General features: G+C 38.4%; 22 protein-coding genes. 2 read left to right on the top strand and 20 right to left on the bottom strand.

Annotated elements, in window-relative coordinates; genetic code table 11:
- Nucleotides 1-52: 52 nt before the first annotated feature.
- From CD33_RS12195 to CD33_RS12205, 3 genes are all read right to left on the bottom strand, one after another.
- Nucleotides 53-2,041 carry an ABC1 kinase family protein gene (locus tag CD33_RS12195; protein WP_036201145.1) on the bottom strand — a complete coding sequence of 663 codons (1,989 nt, stop codon included), beginning with the start codon at nt 2,039-2,041 and terminating at the stop codon, nt 53-55.
- A gap of 29 nt (nt 2,042-2,070) precedes the next feature.
- Entirely contained in the window at nt 2,071-2,517 is a 447-nt protein-coding gene (locus CD33_RS12200) for an SACOL1771 family peroxiredoxin (RefSeq protein WP_052130197.1), read from the bottom strand.
- A 166-nt stretch (nt 2,518-2,683) separates the two neighbouring features.
- On the bottom strand, nt 2,684-3,457 hold the full coding sequence (locus tag CD33_RS12205; RefSeq protein ID WP_052130199.1) for a metallophosphoesterase: 774 nt from the start codon (nt 3,455-3,457) through the stop codon (nt 2,684-2,686).
- Nucleotides 3,458-3,888: 431 nt separating this feature from the next.
- On the opposite strand from CD33_RS12205, the gene CD33_RS12210 reads away from it, so the two are divergent.
- A complete protein-coding gene (locus CD33_RS12210) occupies nt 3,889-4,089 on the top strand; it encodes a cold-shock protein (RefSeq protein WP_036201146.1) in 201 nt (66 codons plus the stop codon).
- A gap of 44 nt (nt 4,090-4,133) precedes the next feature.
- Here CD33_RS12210 and CD33_RS12215 read toward each other — a convergent pair whose 3' ends face one another.
- The 8 genes from CD33_RS12215 to CD33_RS12250 all read right to left on the bottom strand — a co-directional run bounded on the left by CD33_RS12215 (nt 4,134) and on the right by CD33_RS12250 (nt 11,156).
- Nucleotides 4,134-5,711, bottom strand: a complete 1,578-nt coding sequence (locus CD33_RS12215) for a putative bifunctional diguanylate cyclase/phosphodiesterase (protein WP_052130200.1) — start codon at nt 5,709-5,711, stop codon at nt 4,134-4,136.
- Between the two features lie 135 nt (nt 5,712-5,846).
- Entirely contained in the window at nt 5,847-6,737 is an 891-nt protein-coding gene (locus tag CD33_RS12220; protein ID WP_036201147.1) for a helix-turn-helix domain-containing protein, read from the bottom strand.
- 420 nt (nt 6,738-7,157) lie between these two features.
- Entirely contained in the window at nt 7,158-8,210 is a 1,053-nt protein-coding gene (locus tag CD33_RS12225; RefSeq protein WP_036201148.1) for an NAD(P)/FAD-dependent oxidoreductase, read from the bottom strand.
- 283 nt (nt 8,211-8,493) lie between these two features.
- The gene (locus CD33_RS12230; RefSeq protein WP_088291743.1) at nt 8,494-8,976 is read right to left on the bottom strand and encodes a hypothetical protein; all 483 of its coding nucleotides are present in this window, start codon (nt 8,974-8,976) and stop codon (nt 8,494-8,496) included.
- A 45-nt stretch (nt 8,977-9,021) separates the two neighbouring features.
- Nucleotides 9,022-9,996, bottom strand: a complete 975-nt coding sequence (locus CD33_RS12235; protein ID WP_235863254.1) for a DUF2268 domain-containing putative Zn-dependent protease — start codon at nt 9,994-9,996, stop codon at nt 9,022-9,024.
- A gap of 53 nt (nt 9,997-10,049) precedes the next feature.
- Nucleotides 10,050-10,241, bottom strand: a complete 192-nt coding sequence (locus CD33_RS12240; protein ID WP_036201151.1) for a hypothetical protein — start codon at nt 10,239-10,241, stop codon at nt 10,050-10,052.
- A gap of 198 nt (nt 10,242-10,439) precedes the next feature.
- A complete protein-coding gene (csaA, locus tag CD33_RS12245; RefSeq protein ID WP_036201153.1) occupies nt 10,440-10,769 on the bottom strand; it encodes a chaperone CsaA in 330 nt (109 codons plus the stop codon).
- 78 nt (nt 10,770-10,847) lie between these two features.
- Entirely contained in the window at nt 10,848-11,156 is a 309-nt protein-coding gene (locus tag CD33_RS12250; protein WP_036201154.1) for a hypothetical protein, read from the bottom strand.
- A gap of 288 nt (nt 11,157-11,444) precedes the next feature.
- Between CD33_RS12250 and CD33_RS12255 the strand changes: the two genes are divergently transcribed.
- Nucleotides 11,445-11,933, top strand: a complete 489-nt coding sequence (locus tag CD33_RS12255; protein WP_036201155.1) for a pyridoxamine 5'-phosphate oxidase family protein — start codon at nt 11,445-11,447, stop codon at nt 11,931-11,933.
- 203 nt (nt 11,934-12,136) lie between these two features.
- Here the strand turns inward: CD33_RS12255 and CD33_RS12260 are convergent, their stop codons facing one another.
- The 9 genes from CD33_RS12260 to CD33_RS12300 form a co-directional block, all read right to left on the bottom strand.
- Complete coding sequence (locus CD33_RS12260; protein WP_036201156.1) at nt 12,137-12,634, bottom strand: P-loop nucleotide/nucleoside kinase family protein; 498 nt, start codon at nt 12,632-12,634, stop codon at nt 12,137-12,139.
- 175 nt (nt 12,635-12,809) lie between these two features.
- On the bottom strand, nt 12,810-13,025 hold the full coding sequence (locus CD33_RS12265; RefSeq protein ID WP_036201158.1) for a hypothetical protein: 216 nt from the start codon (nt 13,023-13,025) through the stop codon (nt 12,810-12,812).
- A 94-nt stretch (nt 13,026-13,119) separates the two neighbouring features.
- A complete protein-coding gene (locus CD33_RS12270) occupies nt 13,120-13,455 on the bottom strand; it encodes an immunity protein CdiI family protein (protein WP_036201159.1) in 336 nt (111 codons plus the stop codon).
- 260 nt (nt 13,456-13,715) lie between these two features.
- Entirely contained in the window at nt 13,716-14,141 is a 426-nt protein-coding gene (gene fabZ, locus CD33_RS12275; RefSeq protein ID WP_036201161.1) for a 3-hydroxyacyl-ACP dehydratase FabZ, read from the bottom strand.
- Nucleotides 14,142-14,190: 49 nt separating this feature from the next.
- Nucleotides 14,191-15,198, bottom strand: coding sequence for a ketoacyl-ACP synthase III (locus CD33_RS12280; RefSeq protein ID WP_036201162.1), 1,008 nt, complete (start codon nt 15,196-15,198; stop codon nt 14,191-14,193).
- A 422-nt stretch (nt 15,199-15,620) separates the two neighbouring features.
- The gene (locus CD33_RS12285) at nt 15,621-16,514 is read right to left on the bottom strand and encodes an SDR family oxidoreductase (RefSeq protein ID WP_036201163.1); all 894 of its coding nucleotides are present in this window, start codon (nt 16,512-16,514) and stop codon (nt 15,621-15,623) included.
- Between the two features lie 300 nt (nt 16,515-16,814).
- Entirely contained in the window at nt 16,815-18,242 is a 1,428-nt protein-coding gene (locus CD33_RS12290; RefSeq protein WP_036201165.1) for a VanZ family protein, read from the bottom strand.
- Nucleotides 18,243-18,624: 382 nt separating this feature from the next.
- The gene (locus CD33_RS12295; RefSeq protein ID WP_036201166.1) at nt 18,625-19,971 is read right to left on the bottom strand and encodes a GntP family permease; all 1,347 of its coding nucleotides are present in this window, start codon (nt 19,969-19,971) and stop codon (nt 18,625-18,627) included.
- A 12-nt stretch (nt 19,972-19,983) separates the two neighbouring features.
- Entirely contained in the window at nt 19,984-21,111 is a 1,128-nt protein-coding gene (locus tag CD33_RS12300; protein WP_036201167.1) for a glycerate kinase, read from the bottom strand.
- Between the last annotated feature and the right edge of the window lie 99 nt (nt 21,112-21,210).

Raw genomic sequence — 21,210 nt, forward strand, 5'->3', positions numbered from 1 at the left:
AAATTCAAAATAAAAAAACCCCTTTCCGGCAAGCGAAAAGGGTTCATACAATTTATTTAATTTGTTTCATATCGCGGATAGCTTGGATGGATAAGCGGACGAGTAGAACGGCACATAAAAATAGACCAAAGTATGCGGCTATATTCATGTAGATTGCGTACGCCGTGTGGACGACTTGAGAGATGGCAAGGAGAGCCACGGAAATAACGCCGAACGTAATACCTACGAACAGTAAGACAAATCTTGAAAATAATTGTGTGACGAAATTTTTATTGTTTTTATCGGAGAAGATATCATGGTGCAAAATTACCTTTCCATCTTCGACTTTTTTAAACAATTGATCCACCCTGCGAGGAATCTTACGCAAATTCGGCAGCATCAGTGCCAGTTCTTCTTCTATTCTCTCTTTCGTTGCGTGCGGTTCCTTGAAAGGTTTTTTCAATGTTTCTTTCAAAAAATTACTGGAATAAATTTTCGCTTCCTCAAAGATGTTAAAATGGCGGTCAATGATTCGCAATGTCCCATCCAAAGTGACAATCACTCGTAAGGCAAGGCTTACCGAAGGGTAGAATTGCAGCCCGAAATCCCGTATGACCGAAAAGATGGAGTAGACGATTTCATCTGTCCGAATTCGTTCCACATAAGAAATCTTCAGCAAGATTTGACTTATAGCCTGCTCTAATTCCCCACGATCTACATCATTGCGCTTCTTAACCAGTAATGAAATGCCATCGTATAGAATAGCCGAATCGCTTTGCTGTATTCCGACAAAGAAGAGTTTCAACCCTTCTTGCTGAGAAGCCGATAAACGGCAAACTGCACCAAAATCCAGTACAGAAATCTCTCTCGTCGTTGGGTCATAATAAATATTGCCTGGATGAGGGTCTGCATGGAAAATGCCCGAAACCAAAGCTTGTTCTAAATAGGAGAAAAGTAAAGTTTCGGCAATATTATGTCGGCTCATCCCTGTTTCTTGTGGGAGATTGGCAACACTTACACCCTTTGCCAGTTCCATTACTAAAATATTCTCATTGCTATATTCATCATAGATTTTTGGAATGTTGACCCTTAAATCACTTTTCTTCATGACATTAGAAATTTGAGTCATATTGCGGGCTTCGATTTTAAAATCAATCTCTTCCCTCAGTGAAGACGCAAATCCTTCTGCCAAATCGAGGAAGCCCATACTTTCCGCCCATTGGGATTTACTTGTAATCCAATTGGCGAATTCCATTAAAATGCTTAGATCTTCCCTCATAATGTCTTTGACATCCGGGCGCAATAATTTGACGACCACTTGCTCATTTGTTTGACGTAAAACCGCTTTATGTACCTGCCCAATGGAGGCGGCTGCAATCGGTGTTCTATTAAAGTAGGAAAATACCTCATCTACTTCGCCGCGCAAGTTTTGTTTCAGAATTTCGTGTACTTGGTTATCGGAAAGGGTTGTGACATTTTGCTGCAGTTTTTCCAGTTCTTCGATAAAGATTGGTGAAAACAATTCTTTGCGGGTAGAAAGCACTTGTCCAAATTTAATAAAAATACCGCCACATTGTTCAAGTGTTTCACGCAGTGCCACAGCTAATTCACGGTCGGAATCACGATTTCTTGCATACTTCACTGTTCTTGTGATCCCATTTGTTACGGCTATTCTCACAACATTGCGCAACCTCTTTTGGTGTCGCCAATAGCCGACTATTTTTTTGACCAGAGACTTTTTCCCATGGTGTCTGCCAGATTTTTCATCAAAGGCTATTGGATCGAATAGTTCAAAGAACAAATAAATCAGCATCGAAATTAAGAGCATGCTGCCAATCCATAATAAGGTGGAAACATTTACTACACTATTGACCGTATCAAAGGTATATTCCTTTCCCTTTAAATACGTGTACCAGTAGATAAATGTGGTAAATGAGACACTTATAACAACCGACAATACCCTTTTAAAAAGATTAACATTCGCCCCAATCAATCGACCGCTTATAAAAAAGGTAAAAACGGCCACGAGTAAGATTAGTAGAATCGGTTTTAGTATGGTCATTCCCTACACTCGCTTTCTGTCTTTCAATTCTATTGCGTTATCTTGCAATCGACTATGATTTCTACATTCCCTCTTAACGCTTTACTAATCATGCAGCTTTCTTCCGCTTTTACAGCTAGCCGCTGCGCAATTCGTTTATTCGTATCGCTTGGTTCACTTAACGATATCCCGATATGATGAACGATTTGTTTGTATGTAAAGATATTATTTTCCACCTGGACAATACCATCGGATTGAAGAGATAGACGCGCTTCTACACTGGAACGTTCCAACATGGCAGCTAAAGAAATAATATAACAACTGGCTGCGGCACTTAAAAGTAACTCATCGGGGTTTGTACCAAGTCCAGGCCCCCCCATTTCACGCGGAATGGACATTGTCGTTTTTAAATTTTCACAATGGATTACTCCGCTATCGTTTCTTCCTCCAGACCAACTTGTTTGCAGCTTAAAAATATGTTCAACTTTATTAGTCATTTTCTTCCACCTCACTAGTTTTACTATACCATCCCTCACCTCGGGTTCAGAAGCATTAACCTTTGCATGTACTGAAACATTTTTCAGAAATGAAAGAAGGATCCACCTATAGCGAATCCTCGGCAATCACATCATACAAATCCATACAGCAGAGAAGCATAATCTTTTATAATGTTAGCTCTTTCGTTTTTGTTGTTAATTCCGTAGTTAGTCCGACAGAATGAATGGTGATCTCTCTTGAACCTTTTGTAAAAACCACCCCATGAAGCTGACCTTGTTCAAAGATGGCCCCTCCGCCATCTATTCCAAGCTTTTTTTGGCAAGGTGATAACCATACATCGCTTGATTTGTCTTCATTTAACAAAACGGTCGGCGTATGTCCAAATACAACGATTTCTTTTGCTTTGTGGGGATTTTTATAGAACTCTTCCCGGATCCAATAAAAATCCTCTTCCCTAGTATCCCGGAAATTCTCTTCCAAAGGCGAAATTCCCGCATGGACAAAGAGAAATGGCCCCCATAAGTAAAAACGTCTCAAGACTTTTATGAACTCGATGACTTTTGTCTGTTCTTTCTGGATTTTAGTTGTCAGCTCTTTTACCGAATAATTGCTTGTGGCGATGTTGAATGCAGGATTGTTGATAAAGCTTTGAACCGTTGCCGCTCCTCCAACCTTCGGATTAAAGTAATATTCTGATAGTTCCTCGGGTTTTTCGAGCCAGCCCAAAAACAGTCGTTCATGATTCCCACTCAAGGTGACAACATCATAGTCCTGGGAAAGCTGCATAACTTTTTGTAAAACCTTCAAACTCTCCGGTCCCCGATCGAGATAATCCCCTAGAAAGACAAGTTGTTCTTCCACTGGATTCCATCGCGATAAAATGGATTCCAACAAACTATAACAACCATGTATATCGCCTATTGCGAAAACTTTATCCAAATACATACACCCCATTTACATAAACAGCTTCTTACTAGTTGTTGATACCCTTAATAACCACCTTATAGTCTAATAATTCATTCTATTCCTACTATATCATATTCAGTTGGAAAATATTTTATATCTATATGAAAATGAGTTTAAAGTATTTATTTAACAAATTACGTATTTGTTTCCTAATGTACGGATAAGCTCTCCAGCTTGGTCCATACAGATTCGCAAAGAAATTTAATTTTTTTTTATTTTTCTCTAGACAATCCTGTAATCCCCTTGTATAATGAATACTATAATAATTATATTGCTTCATATCTAATGAATTCACATGTTACAAAAAGTAATCGTGAACGTTCGGTACTTTTTGTAATGTGTGAATTTTTTTATAGTATTTTGAAGTAATTGATTATTGATTAAATTTTTGGAGGTCTATTAATATGACACAAGGTACAGTAAAATGGTTTAACTCAGAAAAAGGTTTTGGATTTATCGAAGTTGAAGGTGGAAACGATGTATTCGTACACTTCTCTGCAATCCAAGGCGACGGTTTCAAAACTTTAGAAGAAGGTCAAAAAGTTGAATTCTCAGTTGAAGAAGGAAACCGCGGACCACAAGCTTCTAACGTAACTAAACTATAATTGAAGCTCAAAGGGCAATCTCTTTTAAAGAGATTGCCCTTTTTTTAATTAAATATTTGTTTGATCAAGCAATAATAATCCGACTGTGTCTCACAACAAAACTCATATTTTTTTACGGAACAGCAATTTTTCACGATTGCCTCATAAGAACACGGTTTGCTGATTAAATAGCCTTGCACTGCATCGCATTCACTATTGACGAAATAATTAAACTGTTCCATCGTCTCGATCCCCTCCGCAACCACATTCAATTTTAAATGCTTTGCCATCGAGATGATAAAGTCGACCAGCGGCTCATGACCTTTTTCACTCATATTCTTTACAAAAGCCCGATCAATTTTCAAACAATCAATAGGTAAATCCTTCAAATAAGAAAGGGATGAATACCCTTTTCCAAAGTCATCCAAAGCAATGGTGATTCCCAGAGCCCTTAGGTCATTCAGAATCGGCACTAAAAGGTTCTTATCCATTGTCATCGTTTCTGTTATTTCAAGCTGTAAACACTCGGGTGGAAGCTTCGTTTCCTCTAAGACTGCACTAACAACTTCCACAAAGTTTTCGTGATAAAGCTGACCCAATGATAGATTGACAGCAACCGTGACAGGATGCCCCAAAGATTCCTGTAATTCCTTTGTTTGTCTGCAAGCTGTTTCTAGTACCCACTTTCCTATCGGGACAATGAGACCACAATCTTCGGCAATCGGGATAAAGTCTGACGGAGGAATAAGTCCCTTTTCAGGATGCTCCCATCTTATGAGAGCCTCCATAGCAATACCATGTTTTGTTTTTAATTTCAACTGGGGTTGATATTGCAAAATGAATTCATTGTTTTGAATCGCTTGATGCAGATCGTTTTCCAACAGCAGCATTTGCTTTCGGACACTGGACAGTTCTTGATCATAAAAAGTCCATTGTTCCGGACCATTTCTTGCTTCATACATTGCAAGTTGGGCGCTTTTCAATAATCCATCTGCTGTTTGGGCATTATCTGGATAGTAGGCAATTCCGATATTGACCGATGTATGAAGAGTGAGATGCTCGATACAAAACGGCTTCTCCATCGATTGAGTAAGCTGCTTGCACAAATCAATCAGTTCTTCTTTTTCTATTCCATTTTCAAGCAATATTAGAAATTGATCCTCTTCTACCTTTCCAATCTGAGAAAGTGGAAAATTCTGTAGCAACCGCTCAGCCATCAAATCCAAAATGCGTTTGGTGTACATGGAACCGAGAGAGCTTTTAAATAAGAAGAAACGGTCCAATTCAAAAATAAGAAGTGCTTTTTTAGAGCCATCATGTTTTAGTTGATCGTTCATTTTTTCTATTACGGAGCGTTCATTTGAAAGTGCTGTTGCCTCTTCATGGTAAGATATAAAAGGTTTCATTTTATTAGAATTAGCTGACTTTCGTTCATTACTTCGTGAAGTTTTAACGTTATTCCCGTAAACTGAAGTTACATAAATTGCGAAATAAAGCAGCGATATAGCAATGGCGGCTATAAATATACTATTTAAAAACGAATTTTCTCTAGAAATGAGCAAAATACGTATAAGTGCAAAGATTACTAATCCACATACTATATATACTATCTTCTTTCGGTCCAGGTATGAATAACTATGCATCATTGCCCCCCTCATTAAATCAAAATAACTAATAATCAGAAAAAACATTAGGTAAATTGGTATGGTAAATTTTCATAATTAGTTACTTTTTATTAAAGCGCACTTATGGGGGGATATTACCTTTTGTACACTATTTTATACTTCTTCAACTATGGAATCTTTCTTTTCCACTTTTTTTAACAAATCTTCTAAATCCGCTTTATATTTTTGAAGAATCTGTTCATGCCCCAAAGTTTCGAAAATGATGAAGGCACGATTACACTTCTCCATCCCTTCCTCGATTGAATCCTCCACGATATTCAGCAGTCCTTCATAATAGATGATCAATGTTTGTTCAAAGAAATCAGAGATTTTCTTATAATATTTTTTTGTTGCCTCTAATACAATTTTTGAATATTGATAGCCATCGTATTTAAAACTAAACTCTAATAAGTTGAAGAATAAATAACTAAGCATATTTTTATCTAAATTTAAGCCTTTGTATTTATCCGCACGATAAAGTAAGTTCTTTGTCATTAAGAATGCTGTTTCTGGAGGAAATAAAAAAATGAAATTATTTAAAATTACTAGCTCATGGTAACACCATTCATCCATACTTAATAAGTAGTCAGTAATTTCCTTAATATATTCTTCTTTAATTTTCTTGGGATCAAGATCATTCTCCATACAATGGCAAAGAATATATAAATGCCTAAGAAAGATGTCCCCACTTTCCATATATTGCTCGTTAACCTTATTTTTAATTTTAGATATTTCATCTAATTTCTTGTCATAGTACAATTCAATTACCCTATTAAACTCATTCATTTTAGATGATTTGGTATAATCATTTTTTATGTAGAAAAATTCATTGTATGTCACATTGCAATACTCAAGAATTTCTGTTAATTTATCTGAGGATATGCTATTTTTACCTGACTCAATCCTTGCTATATAGGGGCGTGTCATTCCAATTGCATTAGCCAAATCTTGTTGGGTAATTTTTTTATTTGTTCGGATATACTTTATGACTTGTCCGATTTCCATTACAATCTCCCTCTCTTTGATATGTATAAAATAGTTTACATTACATCTGTATTTAAAATTTCTCTAGTACAATTTCATTATAATAAAATTTCTAAGGAAAGGATGAAAGACTAATGAAAAAGACTTCTTCTATTTTTAAATTAGTAGCTGTTGCTGCTGTAGCAATCATTGCCACTACTAATCCTGAAATTAGAGCTATGATGTGGTTTATTGGATACGATTAAATCTTTTCATTCCTGATTAGTCTTCTCGTTTGATGACTACCTTCTAACAACCAGTCTGTAATTGTTGATTGACCCCTCCTATATTAGGAGGCTTTTTTTCTATATTTTTCCTTATTTCTATTATATAGGTAAGATAAAAACCGCGCTATGTTTGCATACCGCGGTTTCTTTTATAGATTTCCTCTGAAGGAGGCAATTACAGGCTAGCTGCTTCTGCTTTACAGAATAACTCCTCCAGAAGTTCTTTATTTTTCTCTGCAAATTTCTCATTATGAGACGATACCATCCCATATTGATCGGCTTTTGGATCAATGTATTTCTTGGCATTATTCACAGCAAGAACTGCATCCTGGAACGTACCGATAAGCAAATTCACTTTATCGTCATATGAAATGATGTCACCCGCACCAAAAATGCCTGGTACAGAAGTCTTGCATTGTCCTTGGCCAACCAAGTAATAATCATCTTTTCGCATTGGTTGAATATCATCCGCGAATGTTAAAGAAACTTCCCGATTGTAGCCATGACTTATGAGGACGTCATCAACCTGTATTTCATGGATGTCCCCATTTTGTGAAACAATCACTTGTTCAATTGCGGTTTTCGTATCATTCGAGACAACTGATTGAATTTTAGCATTCAGCATAATTTGCACGCCATGTTCCTTCAGCTTTTCCACTTGTGATTCATGGGCTGTTAATTGGTCCTTGCGGTAAATGACGACCACTTCTTTTGCAACGAATAGCAGTTCCACCGCCCAGTCGATGGCCCCATTTCCACCGCCTGATACAAGCACCTTTTTATTACGGAAACGCTCCAAGCCTAAAATTGTATAATGCAAGTTCGTCATTTCATACTTTTCAGCGCCTTCAATTTCAAGTTTAATGGGATTTAAAATCCCCCCGCCTACTGCAACGATGATTGTCTTTGAATAATGAGTTTCTCCGTTATTTGTTGTAATGACAAAAATATCGCCATGTTTCTCGATCTGTTCGACTTTCGTGTTTAAACAAATTGTCGGAGAAAACGTATTTGCTTGATTCACCAGATTTTGAACAAAAAGTTGTGCTTGCATTGGCGGCTGTCCACCAACATCCCACAATACCTTTTCCGGATAAATATTGACTTTCCCGCCAAGTACTGGCTGCACCTCAATAATCTTCGTTTTCATATTACGCAAACCACTATAAAAAGCACTATATAAACCAGCTGGACCGCCACCGATAATCGTTACATCAAATAGTTCCATGTGAACCTCCCAAAATTTATTATCACTTTTCGCTCGCTGATAATAATTCTCAATAAATATAATAATATAGATAATGATAATCAATTTCAATAAAAATTATGCAAATCACGTTATTATTTTCAAATGTTTGCTTCTCCCGAACTTCCCTGAACGAAACAAAATGAAAAAAGGGTGCTTCCTTTAAAGGAAACGTCAAAAAAGCTATGGACATCACTGGAATAGTACGGGGATATAAAAAGGCACAATTCCTCATCAGAACTGTGCCACAAAGCTTAGTGAATAGTTAAAGTGGACCGCCTTCAAAACCGATGGGCCATCCATTTTCTTTGAATTTCACCTTATATTGGAAAGCATAGGGATAATCACCATGTATAAAAGCGATTGTAAAGCCTTTAAATAAATATTCGTCAAAATTTACGAACTTTCCGAATGAAATTGCGGATAGTTCATAATCCCCTTCTTCTTGTGCAGGAAAAAATCGCTTCAAATACTTTAATGCACGGTCAACATGTTGAGGTGAGTTGTCAAGAATGTTCCCCGCTATCTCGATAAATTCTTCATACGGTTGTTCCATATTCCCCTGCACAAATATTTCCACGTCTGTCCATTCCTCTAGGTCAATACTGCAAAACCATTGTTTAGGAAGGCATGGCTCCTCCTCTTCTTCTAAAATAGAATTCGCCAGGGTCAACTTATCTATTTCATTTTTACTTAACGGCCTTGATAGAATAAGATCTTTCTGCAAAATGTCCTTGAAATTCGTCATATATTCACCTCTAAAATCATGCTGATCTTTAATGATTGAGTTCACTCATTTATAGTGATCAAAATATTTCCCTTTTTCGATAATTTCCTTTGAACTTAGGGCAGTCCATTCTTCCGGTGTTAGGTTGGGATTTACATCGAGATAGGATTTGACCATCTTATAGCCTTCACTATAACCATATGACCACGGTAAATCATTTCCTCCAACTATAATTTCCAACGAACGATCCAAATCGTATTTGTTCAAGTCAGGTTCAATTTTGGACCATAACTCTTTGTTGTAAGCTGAATCCACTGGCGTACTATCAAGATTAGGATAAACGGTTTTCTCGAACATGACCGCCTTCCCTTCAAAAATAAGAGTATCTAAAACAGTCATGGGCTCATTGCTTAAGTGTTTTTCTGTCCAAACACTATGATGGTATTCGTGGGCAACCCCAACCCTTATAATATCGTTCATAAAATTTTTATTATAGGTAATGATGATTTTCCCTGCCCCCGCCGCAAACATGTACGAATCTAAATTGCTACTAGGAAATACACATATCGCTACGTCCTTTTGAGAGGGCAACAGTTCTGCTGATTTCAAAAGTGACTCTTGAATAAGTTCATTAACTTCATTTTTGCGGAGTTCCAGCTTTTCATTAATTATTTCCAATTCTGCTAAGTTATCAGGATGCGAATTGAAAAGAGCTTCTGCCATATGAAGGTATTCTCCGTTTTCAAAACACTCCTTGTATACTGGCTGAATGATTTCCTCTTGATACAATTCCAAGGTTGCTTCGCTTGGATTTTCCTTCACTTTATCTAAATACCGTTCAAATAGTTGAGAAGTATGAACGATTTTATACTTTTGGTTCGTTTGAGGATGCTCGAAGGTATCTATAGTTTCTGTGATGTCAGTTTTATACTCCTTCTTATGAAGCGGTTCTTCACTTTTTTCAGTTGTCGTACAGGAAGTGAGCAACAAAAGTATGCGTATAAAGATAAAAGTTGCGTTTGTTTTATGATAATTGTTCAATTTCATCCCCCTAAATAAATAAGTCCCTTAATAATTCAAGGAAATCATCCAATCTACTCTTTTGGATTTCCAAACATAATTAGCCCTAATGATCCTACAGAGATTGTTGTTAGTATCACTGTCACCATATACACAATTTCTGCTGCAGACATAGGATCATTAATTTTTAGAGAGAACCAAATAATCTCGGAAAAAAGAATCAATACCCATATAAGAAATGCTGCTTTTGTTTTGTCCTTATTCACACTTTTCCCCCTAATTTTAATTAAACTATTCTATAGATTAATTGCCTCTCATTTTACATCTATATGTAATTTTAACATAAATAACCAAGCCACTAAATGTTAACTTTTCCCTCTACTCAATATGTAAAAATAGACGCATTCCTATTAAGTAACTGCGCCTAAATGTAGAAGATCTCTATTAAATTAATTTTGAGATTCTCAAGCAATTGGAGTTCCGTTTTTAACGGGTTGATCCGGAACTAAAAGTACCACGTCTTCTTCTCCCGTGATGCCTCCAATTACCAATACCTCCGATTTAAAACCTGCGATACGTCTTGGAGGGAAGTTCACTACCGCCACTACTTGACGTCCAATCAATTGTTCCGGTGTATATCTTCGCGTAATTTGGGCTGAAGACTGTTTAATGCCCATTTCCCCAAAATCAATTTCCAATTTTATTGCAGGTTTTCTTGCTTCGGGAAACGGCTGCGCTTTCACAACAGTACCTATACGGATATCCAATTTCAAAAAGTCTTCAATTTCTGCCATTCAAAGAACCTCCATATTTTTACAATTACTTTAATATTAACTCATTACTATCTATGATGAAAGAATATCAACTTCTATTCATTCCGGCATATTGTAGCGAGGGAAAAAGTTATATACCATAAATGCGCCGAACAAGATGAACAACGTCGGACCAAAAATGGCATCTTCTGTATAACCGACGATTCCAAAAATTAAGCAAATGAGACCGAACCAAGAAGCCAATGAACTGACAGCATAAGAATAGATCGCGCCAATAAACGTCAAAGTCCGCTCCGAAAACTGCCCGGTTCTAGGCTCTTTTGCTGTTCGGACAACGCTTAACACGATGCTCCATACGAATAATGCCGGAATTCCCCATAAAAAAATCACACCAAACAACTGTACCATTCGCCCCCTTCTCTTCTTTATACAATTTTTTCAATACCTTAATAATACCTCTTCTTTTTGATGAATGGTCATTAAATGGAAAATGGTAGGTTCCTTATTCAAAATAATAGAACAAGAGACTCCCCTATGGATTGATCCGCTCTTTGTTCATTGTCATCATTACTACATAAGGATATCAATTAGACTGGGTTGCTGATTTCCTGTTTCAGAGAGTGAATTTTGTATCCGCTATACCTGAATAAAAGTTGGTATAGAGGGTAGTATAAAAACACGAAAGGAGTGGAAGGAATGTCCCACATGATGAAACAAGAAGAAATTGAAACATTAAGAGAGTTAATCAAAGACATAGACATTGCCATGTTGACTACGGCTACTGAAGAAGGGCTCGTTTCTCGTCCGATGAAAACACAAGAGGTAGAGTTTGATGGTGATTTATGGTTTTTTACAAAAAAAGAGACTAATAAATATGATGAAATACTACAAGATCAAGATGTGAATGTAGCATATGTAGGCAAATCCTACGTTTCCGTCCGTGGAAGAGCAGAAATCGTTGAGGATCTGGACAAAAAAAAGGAATTGTGGAGCAAAGTATACGAGAAAATCATGCAAACTTCCTATGATGACCCGAACCTTATCTTGATCAAGGTGAATGTAGAAGCAGCCGAGTATTGGGAATCTGGTAACTTCGTGAAGAAGATTGCCTATTACTATAAACGCATGACAGGCCAAAGCTCTAAATCGACTGACATTAATGAAACGCTTGAATTGGATCATTAACAACGAAAATGGATTGTCCGTTTAGGGCAATCCATTTTTTTCAACCAGGAGTATCAACAGGAAGAACAATAGAATGATTCAGATAAACTTCACCCGGTACAACATTGGTTTGATTTACCGAATGGATGAACGGTGCCAGGTTTCCAAAAGCGACGACCCTTATTACACTAGGCTGCAGTACGTCAAAATGATTGTCTTGCTCTTTATTCTTTTCCACTAAACTCCAAAATATTCAAACCCTCTGATGCTTCAGGTGTTTCAAAAAATTTAGTAACATGGATAAACATCGCTTCCGTATCAAATGCTGCTCTTTCAGGTTGTTCCTTACTCCTTTTCGCAATTTGACGCAAACATTGTTCCTTATCCAAATTTAGGAAAACTAATTGGTGTGTAGCATTGATTTCCGTCGCAATACCTACCAACCACTCTCGCTGTTTTTGAGTGTTGCCTGGAAAATCCATCACAACATCCGTCCCGACACTCAATATGTTTTGGACATACTTTTTCACTAACGGTTTGATCTGCACTGAGAACTTTAGATAATCTTCAAATGTGGTGATTTGATTGGGATAAAGCGAAGAAAGCCATTCGTCCTCGGATAGGAGTACAGCACGTTTCTCATTAGCCATTTGTTTTGATTTTGTTGATTTTCCTGCTCCCATTTTCCCACAGAAAAAATAAAGCGTCCCCAATTGTTCCATATTATCATCCCCCCCGCTAATCTAAATAGCTGTTGCCCATATTGTAAAACTATAATTTGCAAACAGTGCTTCATGGATCTCTTTCTATGTTTACTTTTTCCTTCACTTTTGTTTAGTACTAAAGATGTTTATCCTGGATACCATACATAATTATCACTCTTTGAAAGACTTTTACTCAATCACCACCGGGAGGCGAGGCATCGTATGATTTTTTACCACTTGCATTATAATTGCGGCGTCTATGCTGTCTGATTTTTTCATATTTACGTTCCGTTGGGTTCATTCGCTGCCATCTCATCCAGTGATACACTTTCGATATTATTTTCACCAGCAGCATGTAACCAAAAATAATAATGATTACTCCTATGAAACTACCCAATAGGGATTCCATCAATTTATCCTCCTCTAATAAAGCTGTCTATCAACAGTGTAAGATTTCATAGAGCTTTTTATAAAAACTGGCTTTACAAAGCAATTATTTCCAACTATTTTGTATGTCTTTTGGCAAATGTAGAAGGCTTAAACGAAACGTTATATTTCCCTTCAAGTTCCTTCCTTACTTTTTCTGTTAGCTTTACCCCTTGTTCATTATGTGCTTCTTCAAGTTCGATTCCTCTGGGAACGATCCCGTCATTATCCCAATCAATCCATTCACCATATTTCGATATCCATTCTGCTAGTTCTGACCTTAACTCGTTTGAAATTGGAACATATGTAATTTCAAAGTTACAAAGACATTTATTGCACCATATCGCATCCGCACCGATATCTCCTTCTACTCTTAAATCATATGTTTCATCACATTTACATTGCTCAATCATTGCTTTTAGCCCCCTTTTAACTATTTTATCCAATCCATTCTGGTAAATAGTGAAATTCAAATTAGACACAACAAAAAGTCAAACATGATAAACTAAAAGACATAGTTTATGTTCTGGAACACTAAGTATTTGTCTTCACATTCCAATTTTACCACGGAGCAACTAGCCACTAGCTTAACAATTTATCTAATAGAAGAAAGACACAATACTTTTGAAAGCATTATGTCTAGAAGAACCTAAAAAACTCACTCCAAGGTATATTAATCACCAAATGCAAAAATTAAATCCATTTCGCAAACGGATTCCCCGTCCACAGTGGCCTTACCCTTTCCCTTTCCGATAGGACCTTTTAAACGAGTGATTTCAACCTCAAGACGTAGTTGATCACCCGGTTTTACTTGCTTTTTAAAACGACAATTATCTATACCAGCTAAAAGCCCTAAACGCCCTTTATTTCCATCTTTAACTAGCATCACAACTGCACTTAATTGTGCTAATGCTTCCACAATCAATACACCAGGCATTACAGGATAATTCGGAAAATGCCCATTAAAAAAAGGGTCATTTATTGTAACATTTTTAATACCGACCGCTCTCTTACCCTCTTCCAGTTCCAGAACTCTATCCACTAAAAGAAAAGGATAGCGATGTTTTATTATTTCTTTAATTTTTTGTATATCAAACAATATTGAAACCTCCATAGCGTCATCATTACTATATGCCATTCAAATTACTTCACAATGCTTTTGGGGCCGTGACTTGCTCATCAAAGTTTATTTCTAGAAGTTGCCCAGCGTGTACCAAGCCAGATCCAAACCCGTACATAAGAACCCGATCCCCATTTTTTACTTTACCTTCACGTATTCCAAGATCAAGTGCTAAAGGTATTGTTGCAGCAGAGGTATTTCCAAAGTTCACCAAGCTATAAAGAGTCTTTTCCATTGGATAGTTTAATTTTTCACAAATTGGCTCTATTAGTCTTAAGTTAGCACTATGCGGTATAAACCAATCAATTTGATCTAAATTGGTTTGTGTTTTTTCCAATATTCGTCTTATGCTATCTGGTACATTTCTTGCGACCCATCGAAACACTTCTCTACCGTTCTGTACAAGATATTGAGTGTCGATCAACTCAATGCCATTGACCTTTTTGGAAAGTCCAGAACGATACACATGTTGTGCTCCACGCCCATCACTTCCTAGATGGAATCCAATGAAACCTTTTGATTTCTCATCTCTTTCAACCAATACAGCACCAGCCCCATCACCAAATAAAACACACGTACTCCTATCTGTATAATCGGTAACTTTGGAGAGGGTATCTGCGCCAAGCACTAGTATTTTTTTGTGAAGACCAGATGAAATTAGACTGTGGGCTGTATGCAAACCATAAACAAATCCTGCACACGCCGCACTTAAATCAATTGCGCCTGTTTGGGAAATTTTCAATTGGTCCTGGATGATACTTGCGACAGATGGAAATGGAAAATCGGGCGTACTTGTCGCCACGATAATCATATCCACATCTTCAACAGTTTTATCATATCTTTGCATCAAGTCTTTTACAGCAGAGACACACAAGTCACTGGTAAATTCATCAGGACGGGCTATTCTGCGTTCATGTATTCCAGTTCTTTGTAAAATCCACTCATTATTTGTCTCAACCATTTGCTCAAGGTCAGAATTTGTTAATCTTCTTTCGGGCACATATGTCCCAATCGCCGTTATTCTAGCTCCCAACATTCACTTCACCCCTAATTTATTATAAGTTGATATTAATACCTGGTGCTAATTGTAACCATAATTATCCTTTTTTTCAAGAAGAAAAGGCATTTCTAAAAATAAAGCTGTTGTATGAGTGCGATATTTCCTTTTATCAAAAATGCCACTTCATTAGGTCCAGTTTAAACAGCCCGTTAACTAAAAAAACACTTTCCTTATTCAAGGAAGCGCCAGGTTGTTAGAATCTGTTATGAAAGAAAGCAATTAGAAGCCTGCTACATTGGGACATTAATCACCAACTGCAGCAGGCATATGATCATTTATACCGTTTTACATTATCTATGTTTATTGGCCCCTCACCTATTACGCACCTAACGTAATAAAAGAAGAGTGGACCTTCCCTAAATTCGAGCAGGTTGTTTTCATTTGACTCACTATTATGATTATAAGTCGATCGGTTCACCACCTGTCACTCCATAAATCTGGCCGGTGATATAACTTCCTTCATCGGATGCTAGAAGAACATACACCGGCGCAAGCTCCACCGGTTGTCCCGCGCGGCCAAGAGGGGTGTTTTGGCCAAACTCAGGGATTTGTCCATCCAATTGTCCGTTATCCAACTGCAACGGTGTCCAAATTGGTCCCGGCGCCACCCCATTGACACGCACTCCCTTGGAAGCAAAGTACGCGGAAAGGTTTACCGTAAAGTTGCTTATCGAACCTTTTGTAGCGGCATAATCCATCAAAGAGGTGGACGGATTGAAAGATTGGACCGATGTGGTAGTAATAATTGCACTTCCTGGTTCCAGATGCTCTTCGGCCGCTTTTACGGTTTCAAACATGCTGATGATGTTTACTTTGAAGGTATCCTGCACTTGTTTGATTGTTAAATCACTTAGTGTTGGCTGTGCGATTTGTTGCGCAGCGTTCAATACGAGCGTGTCCAAAGTGCCGAAAGCTTCCACCGTTTTTGCAACAATCTCTGTCGCTGTGCCTTCTTCCCGCAAGTCATATGGCAGCAATAATGCTTTTTTGCCTGCTTTTTCAATTAATTCTTTCACTTCGTGCGCATCTTCTTCTTCACCAGGGAAGAATTGGATGGCCACATTAGCCCCTTCTCGCGCATAGGCAATGGCCGCGGCACGGCCGATTCCGGAATCGCCTCCGGTAATCAAGGCATTGCGCCCTTCCAGGCGATTGTATCCTTTATACGATTCCTCCCCGCAGTCAGGTTTAGGGCTCATTTTACTTTGCAGTGCTGGTGTGTTCTGTTCTTGATCCGGGAACTTTTCTGTATAAAATTTCTTGCGTGGATCGGTTAGATGTGTGTTTTTCATTAAAACCATCTCCTATTCTGTTTAATCTTTAAAGCCAAAGAATAAAAAGTCCACACTTTGCAAACTTTCAAAAACCAATCTATGGTACATTTTTTACCCAATGATCATTACTTTAAACAGATTCGGTTCTATTCCCCTTTTCAAATCCACTTATTTATAAGAACTGCTGTGGTTAACCTCTTTACCTATTTGCCCCTTCGAAATACAAGGTTTTGCATACATTTGTGGAAGACGCGAAGTCGCAAAAAAATAAAGTTATTTAAGGAAAAGCTGATCCTCAAATAACTTTTAAATGTTTAATCAATCGATTGCAGCAGGTATCAATGCTTCCCAATGTTGGCCATTCACTAATCCCGTAAACTTGTAAACAGGCTGATAGTAACCTTTGGAGTCGAAAGTGTAGTCAAGCTCATAGCCATTTACAAATAACTTGTCCCCATCCTTTAGATCATTATATATAGTAAAATTCCCATTCAAAATTTCTTTATATGCTTGCGAGGGGCTGCTAATTTTAATATCTCTTACATATTCCATTTCCTTCATATCATAAAACACATCAATTGGCAGGTCATTATTTTGGGAGGGTATCAGCATAATGAATCCTTTAAAAAAATCTTTTTCTTCATAGGCTATATTTTTGATGGACCGTTTCATGTCCCACCGCAAAGTATTTTCATCTTGTGTACTAAATGTCGCCTCTTCCGACAATAACCCATTTGATAGCAGCCACTTTTCATAAAAATCCCGATAACTATTTAATTCCTCCTGAGCCATAGAGACGGTTTCATAATTTTCGGTATACAAATTCCACGTTCCATCTTTTAAACTATAATTCAAAAATATTTCCTTGCCACTATTGTCTAATAAAGTCCATATGCGGTTGAAGCCATCCTTGCGCATACCGCCCTTTTGCGATAAATTAAAAGAGCTTTGCAATAAATCCGCCATATCATTTCCGTATTCAAGATTATGAATTTGGTCGCTATAATACAGTGAAACTGTGTCCCCTTCTTTCTCGAGTTTCGTTTTTAGCGTCACTTCAACATGGTTCATATTTTGTGCAGATGCCGGGCGAATGGAAAGGTTCCCGAGTTCTTTTGAATGGTACACAATCATTGCCCCCGTGAAAAGCAGTGTAAAAACAAGTGGAAGGCAAAGCGCTTTAAACAACGGCTGAAGCTTTAGTTTTCGATGTGCCACCGCATCCAAAATTGCACGCATCAAGAGATATCCCGCAATACTACCGATTGTGTTGTGCAGTATATCATTCAATTCAAATATTCCTCTTTTGGTGAACAGTTGGAATAATTCAATGCCCAATGTAACAGTTAGCGACACTAGTATGATCGGAACAATTCTGCGCGTTCTACTTCCGAGAAGCGGCAACAAAAAGCCGAGTGGTGCAAACATTAACATATTAAAAATGATAAGCTGTAATTCACTAAGAGACCATTGATTCCAAGCATTCATATAATCGCTGAACAGACGGAGATTAACCCACCCCTCAAAATGTGCCCCTCTGCTGAATGTTGTTAAAACCATCACAACAACAAACCAACCCAGCAGTAAAAATAAAGCGCTAAATTGACTCAGTGATGCTTTTTTGCTCCCACCCCTTTTTCGATATAATTTATACGATAAGTACATGATTCCAATGATTACGACCGCCGCAATCGAGGCTATCGGCAAAATCGGCAGTAATTTACCGATAATACTTTTAATGTCCATCTTACAATCTCACTCCTTATATTCGAATTTAACATCGGATTAATAATTATTTAAAGGAATCCAATCTCGGTATGATGTAATGGGTGCTGCACTCCCACATTAAGTGTTCCAAGAATTGTTAAAAACAACTTATATCCAACAGTATAAAGGTCAATTCTTAATATAAATTGCGGAAACTTCTTAAGTTTTTCTTAACATTTGGATGAAAAAGAACCCTTACAAGAGGAAGGGCCCATAAAAGATTTCTTAACTTTCATTGTGACTGAGGTACACACCGACTAAAATGATTGTTGATAGACCATGATTAAACCAAGACTTGGCTCATCCGTTAGCATAAAAAAAGCATACCGGCACATTCATATGTGCAAGTATGCTTTGTTCATTATACAAATATGAGCCATAAAATGATCGTGAATACAATGGTTGTGATTCCTTGTAAAAGAGTTGCCATTGTTTGAGCTTTATAGGCTTGCGTTACTTCCATTCCACTATACTGCGTAACTACCCAGAAAAAGCTGTCGTTTACGTGGGAAACCGTCATAGCCCCAGCGCCGATTGCCATGACGACCAGCGCCAATGGAAGGGCACCTTCAATTCCAGCTGTTACCAGCATCGGTGCTACAAGTGTGGACGTAATAACGAGAGCCGTTGTCGACGAACCTTGCGCTGTCTTAAGAGCTGCTGAAATGATAAATGGCACTAGCAAGAACAGGGATCCCGTAGCTAGTGAACCAAGGTCCATCTGCTGCAGCTTGTCGCCCACGCCTGTTTCTTTAATAATCGTTCCAAATGACCCACCTGCTGCAGTTATGAGTAGAATAGGGGCCGCATCCTTTAAGCTATCTCCAATCCAGCCGGTTAACGTCTCTTCGTTTAATTTCGGAAGCAATGGGAATGCTGCCAATACGCCTAGAAGCAACGCAACGATCGGGCTTCCTAAGAAACGCAGGATCATATTGACAGTGGATTCAGGATTGCCTACTAGCGCTGCAATCGAACCGATCCCAATCAACACAATCGGCAGTATGATAGGGAAAAATGCTTTGAATGTTGATGGCATCTCCCCAAAAGATTTAATAACGTCTTCGTAATCAAGCGCCTCTTCCTCATCCATCGGCACTCTAATTTTTGTAGCGACTTTCACTGCCCAAAGATACCCTATAAATGTTGCGGGAATGGCTACGATGAGACCAACAAGAATGACTGTCCCTAAATAGTCTGCCGCACCAATATTTCCCGCCGCGGCAATTGGTCCAGGAGTTGGCGGAACAAGAACATGTGTCGCATACAGTCCTGTTGCAAGTGCTACACCCATGGAAGCAATCGTCACTTTTGCACGTTTTGCCAAAGATTTTTGCAAGCTTGATAGAATAATGAATCCAGAATCACAGAATACAGGAATCGAAACGATATAACCGATGATCGACATTGCTAATTGAGGTCGCTTCGGCCCAACAATACGCAGTACAACTTCCGCCATTCGGTAAGCGGCACCGGAACGCTCCAATATGACACCGATCATCGTTCCTGCCACGATGACAATCCCGATACTTGTCATTAAACTGCCAAAACCGGTATTGATATTCGTTACAACATCCAATAAGGGCATACCGCTTGCAATGCCTACAAAGAATGAACTTAAGATTAATGCTAAAAATGGATGTAGCTTTAACTTGGCCGTTGCAAATACAACCAGTAATACCCCCAGTAAAATAATGACAAATAACATACGAAATCCCCCTTATTTGAGTAATTTGCTGAACACTTGAAAAGCCTTCTCCGCCAAACAATCCGAAGCCTGTTCCATCGCTTCCTCGATTGTAATGGACTCCCCCGCCACGGAATAAACCTGATGAAAATGATCCGATAATAACGATTGATCGATTTCTTCGATATAACCTGAAAGCAAGACTGTAGGTATTTGAAGGTTCTTTGCACATTCCAACACCCCAAAAGGTGCTTTCCCGTGCAAGGTTTGCCTATCCGATTTGCCTTCGCCGGTGAAAACTAAATGAGCACCGTGAATATTCTCCTTGTATTTCATGACATCAAGAACAAGATGGATCCCTTGGTGGAACTTCCCTTGCAAGAAAGCAATCAATGCGCCCCCCATTCCACCGGCAGCTCCCGCCCCTTTGAAATCATGCAAACGAATCCCTTTTTCTTTCTCGACAACATCCGCCCAGTGGGTCAATGCATCATCGAAATACTGCACTTCATCGGCTTTTACGCCTTTTTGTGGTCCAAAGACAGCCGTCGCCCCTACTTCACCGACTAACGGATTATCCACGTCACTGGCAATGGCAATCTTTGAATCTGCTAATCTTGCATCCCAATTTGCAAAATCCAGTCTTTCTACCTCAAATAAACCGTCTATGGATTTTTGTACGTTAAGTCCATGTTGATCGAGCAGACGAAGCCCTAGTGCCCTAAGCATTCCTACACCTGCATCATTTGTGGCACTTCCTCCGATACAGATGATAAAGTCCCTGAAGCCTTGATCCAATGCGCATTTAATTAATTGACCTGTCCCAAAGCTCGAGGCAAGCCGAGGATTGCGTTCATTGTTATGCAACAGTGTGATTCCGGATGCAGAGGCCATTTCTATAACACAAGTAGTCTGATTCCCCAGTACGCCAAAAGAGGCTTCTATCTCCCGACCAAGAGGATCGAGTACGGTCGTTTTTATATAGCGGCCATTCGTTGCCAAAACGAGTGTCTCCATTGTGCCTTCCCCACCGTCTGCAACCGGCAACAGCACTGTTTCAATGTTAGCGTCCACTTGCTTGATCCCTTTTTCGATGGCACGAGCCGCATCGAGCGCTGTCAATGTTCCTTTAAATGAGTCTGGACTGATTACAACTTTCATCCTCTTGCCCCTTTCATCAAAACTAAGATTGCTATTGATTAAGCGCTTACAATTATTATAATGAGAAACTATGGAAATTATCATTATGATAGGTGTACA

This window comes from Ureibacillus sinduriensis BLB-1 = JCM 15800 (genome assembly GCF_000772955.1).
Lineage (GTDB): Bacteria > Bacillota > Bacilli > Bacillales_A > Planococcaceae > Ureibacillus > Ureibacillus sinduriensis.

What these genes read in the sequence shown, in the direction of transcription:
- CD33_RS12220 (WP_036201147.1), bottom strand. Translation starts at nt 6,737, where the DNA reads ATGGAAATCGGACAAGTCATAAAGTATATCCGAACAAATAAAAAAATT.
- CD33_RS12195 (WP_036201145.1), bottom strand. Translation starts at nt 2,041, where the DNA reads ATGACCATACTAAAACCGATTCTACTAATCTTACTCGTGGCCGTTTTT.
- CD33_RS12295 (WP_036201166.1), bottom strand. Translation starts at nt 19,971, where the DNA reads ATGTTATTTGTCATTATTTTACTGGGGGTATTACTGGTTGTATTTGCA.
- CD33_RS12210 (WP_036201146.1), top strand. Translation starts at nt 3,889, where the DNA reads ATGACACAAGGTACAGTAAAATGGTTTAACTCAGAAAAAGGTTTTGGA.
- CD33_RS12260 (WP_036201156.1), bottom strand. Translation starts at nt 12,634, where the DNA reads ATGGAACAATTGGGGACGCTTTATTTTTTCTGTGGGAAAATGGGAGCA.
- CD33_RS12250 (WP_036201154.1), bottom strand. Translation starts at nt 11,156, where the DNA reads ATGGTACAGTTGTTTGGTGTGATTTTTTTATGGGGAATTCCGGCATTA.
- CD33_RS12300 (WP_036201167.1), bottom strand. Translation starts at nt 21,111, where the DNA reads ATGAAAGTTGTAATCAGTCCAGACTCATTTAAAGGAACATTGACAGCG.
- CD33_RS12280 (WP_036201162.1), bottom strand. Translation starts at nt 15,198, where the DNA reads ATGTTGGGAGCTAGAATAACGGCGATTGGGACATATGTGCCCGAAAGA.
- CD33_RS12255 (WP_036201155.1), top strand. Translation starts at nt 11,445, where the DNA reads ATGTCCCACATGATGAAACAAGAAGAAATTGAAACATTAAGAGAGTTA.
- CD33_RS12290 (WP_036201165.1), bottom strand. Translation starts at nt 18,242, where the DNA reads ATGGACATTAAAAGTATTATCGGTAAATTACTGCCGATTTTGCCGATA.
- CD33_RS12225 (WP_036201148.1), bottom strand. Translation starts at nt 8,210, where the DNA reads ATGGAACTATTTGATGTAACGATTATCGGTGGCGGTCCAGCTGGTTTA.
- CD33_RS12215 (WP_052130200.1), bottom strand. Translation starts at nt 5,711, where the DNA reads ATGCATAGTTATTCATACCTGGACCGAAAGAAGATAGTATATATAGTA.
- csaA (WP_036201153.1), bottom strand. Translation starts at nt 10,769, where the DNA reads ATGGCAGAAATTGAAGACTTTTTGAAATTGGATATCCGTATAGGTACT.
- CD33_RS12285 (WP_036201163.1), bottom strand. Translation starts at nt 16,514, where the DNA reads ATGAAAAACACACATCTAACCGATCCACGCAAGAAATTTTATACAGAA.
- CD33_RS12270 (WP_036201159.1), bottom strand. Translation starts at nt 13,455, where the DNA reads ATGATTGAGCAATGTAAATGTGATGAAACATATGATTTAAGAGTAGAA.
- CD33_RS12200 (WP_052130197.1), bottom strand. Translation starts at nt 2,517, where the DNA reads ATGACTAATAAAGTTGAACATATTTTTAAGCTGCAAACAAGTTGGTCT.
- CD33_RS12230 (WP_088291743.1), bottom strand. Translation starts at nt 8,976, where the DNA reads ATGACGAATTTCAAGGACATTTTGCAGAAAGATCTTATTCTATCAAGG.
- CD33_RS12265 (WP_036201158.1), bottom strand. Translation starts at nt 13,025, where the DNA reads ATGGAATCCCTATTGGGTAGTTTCATAGGAGTAATCATTATTATTTTT.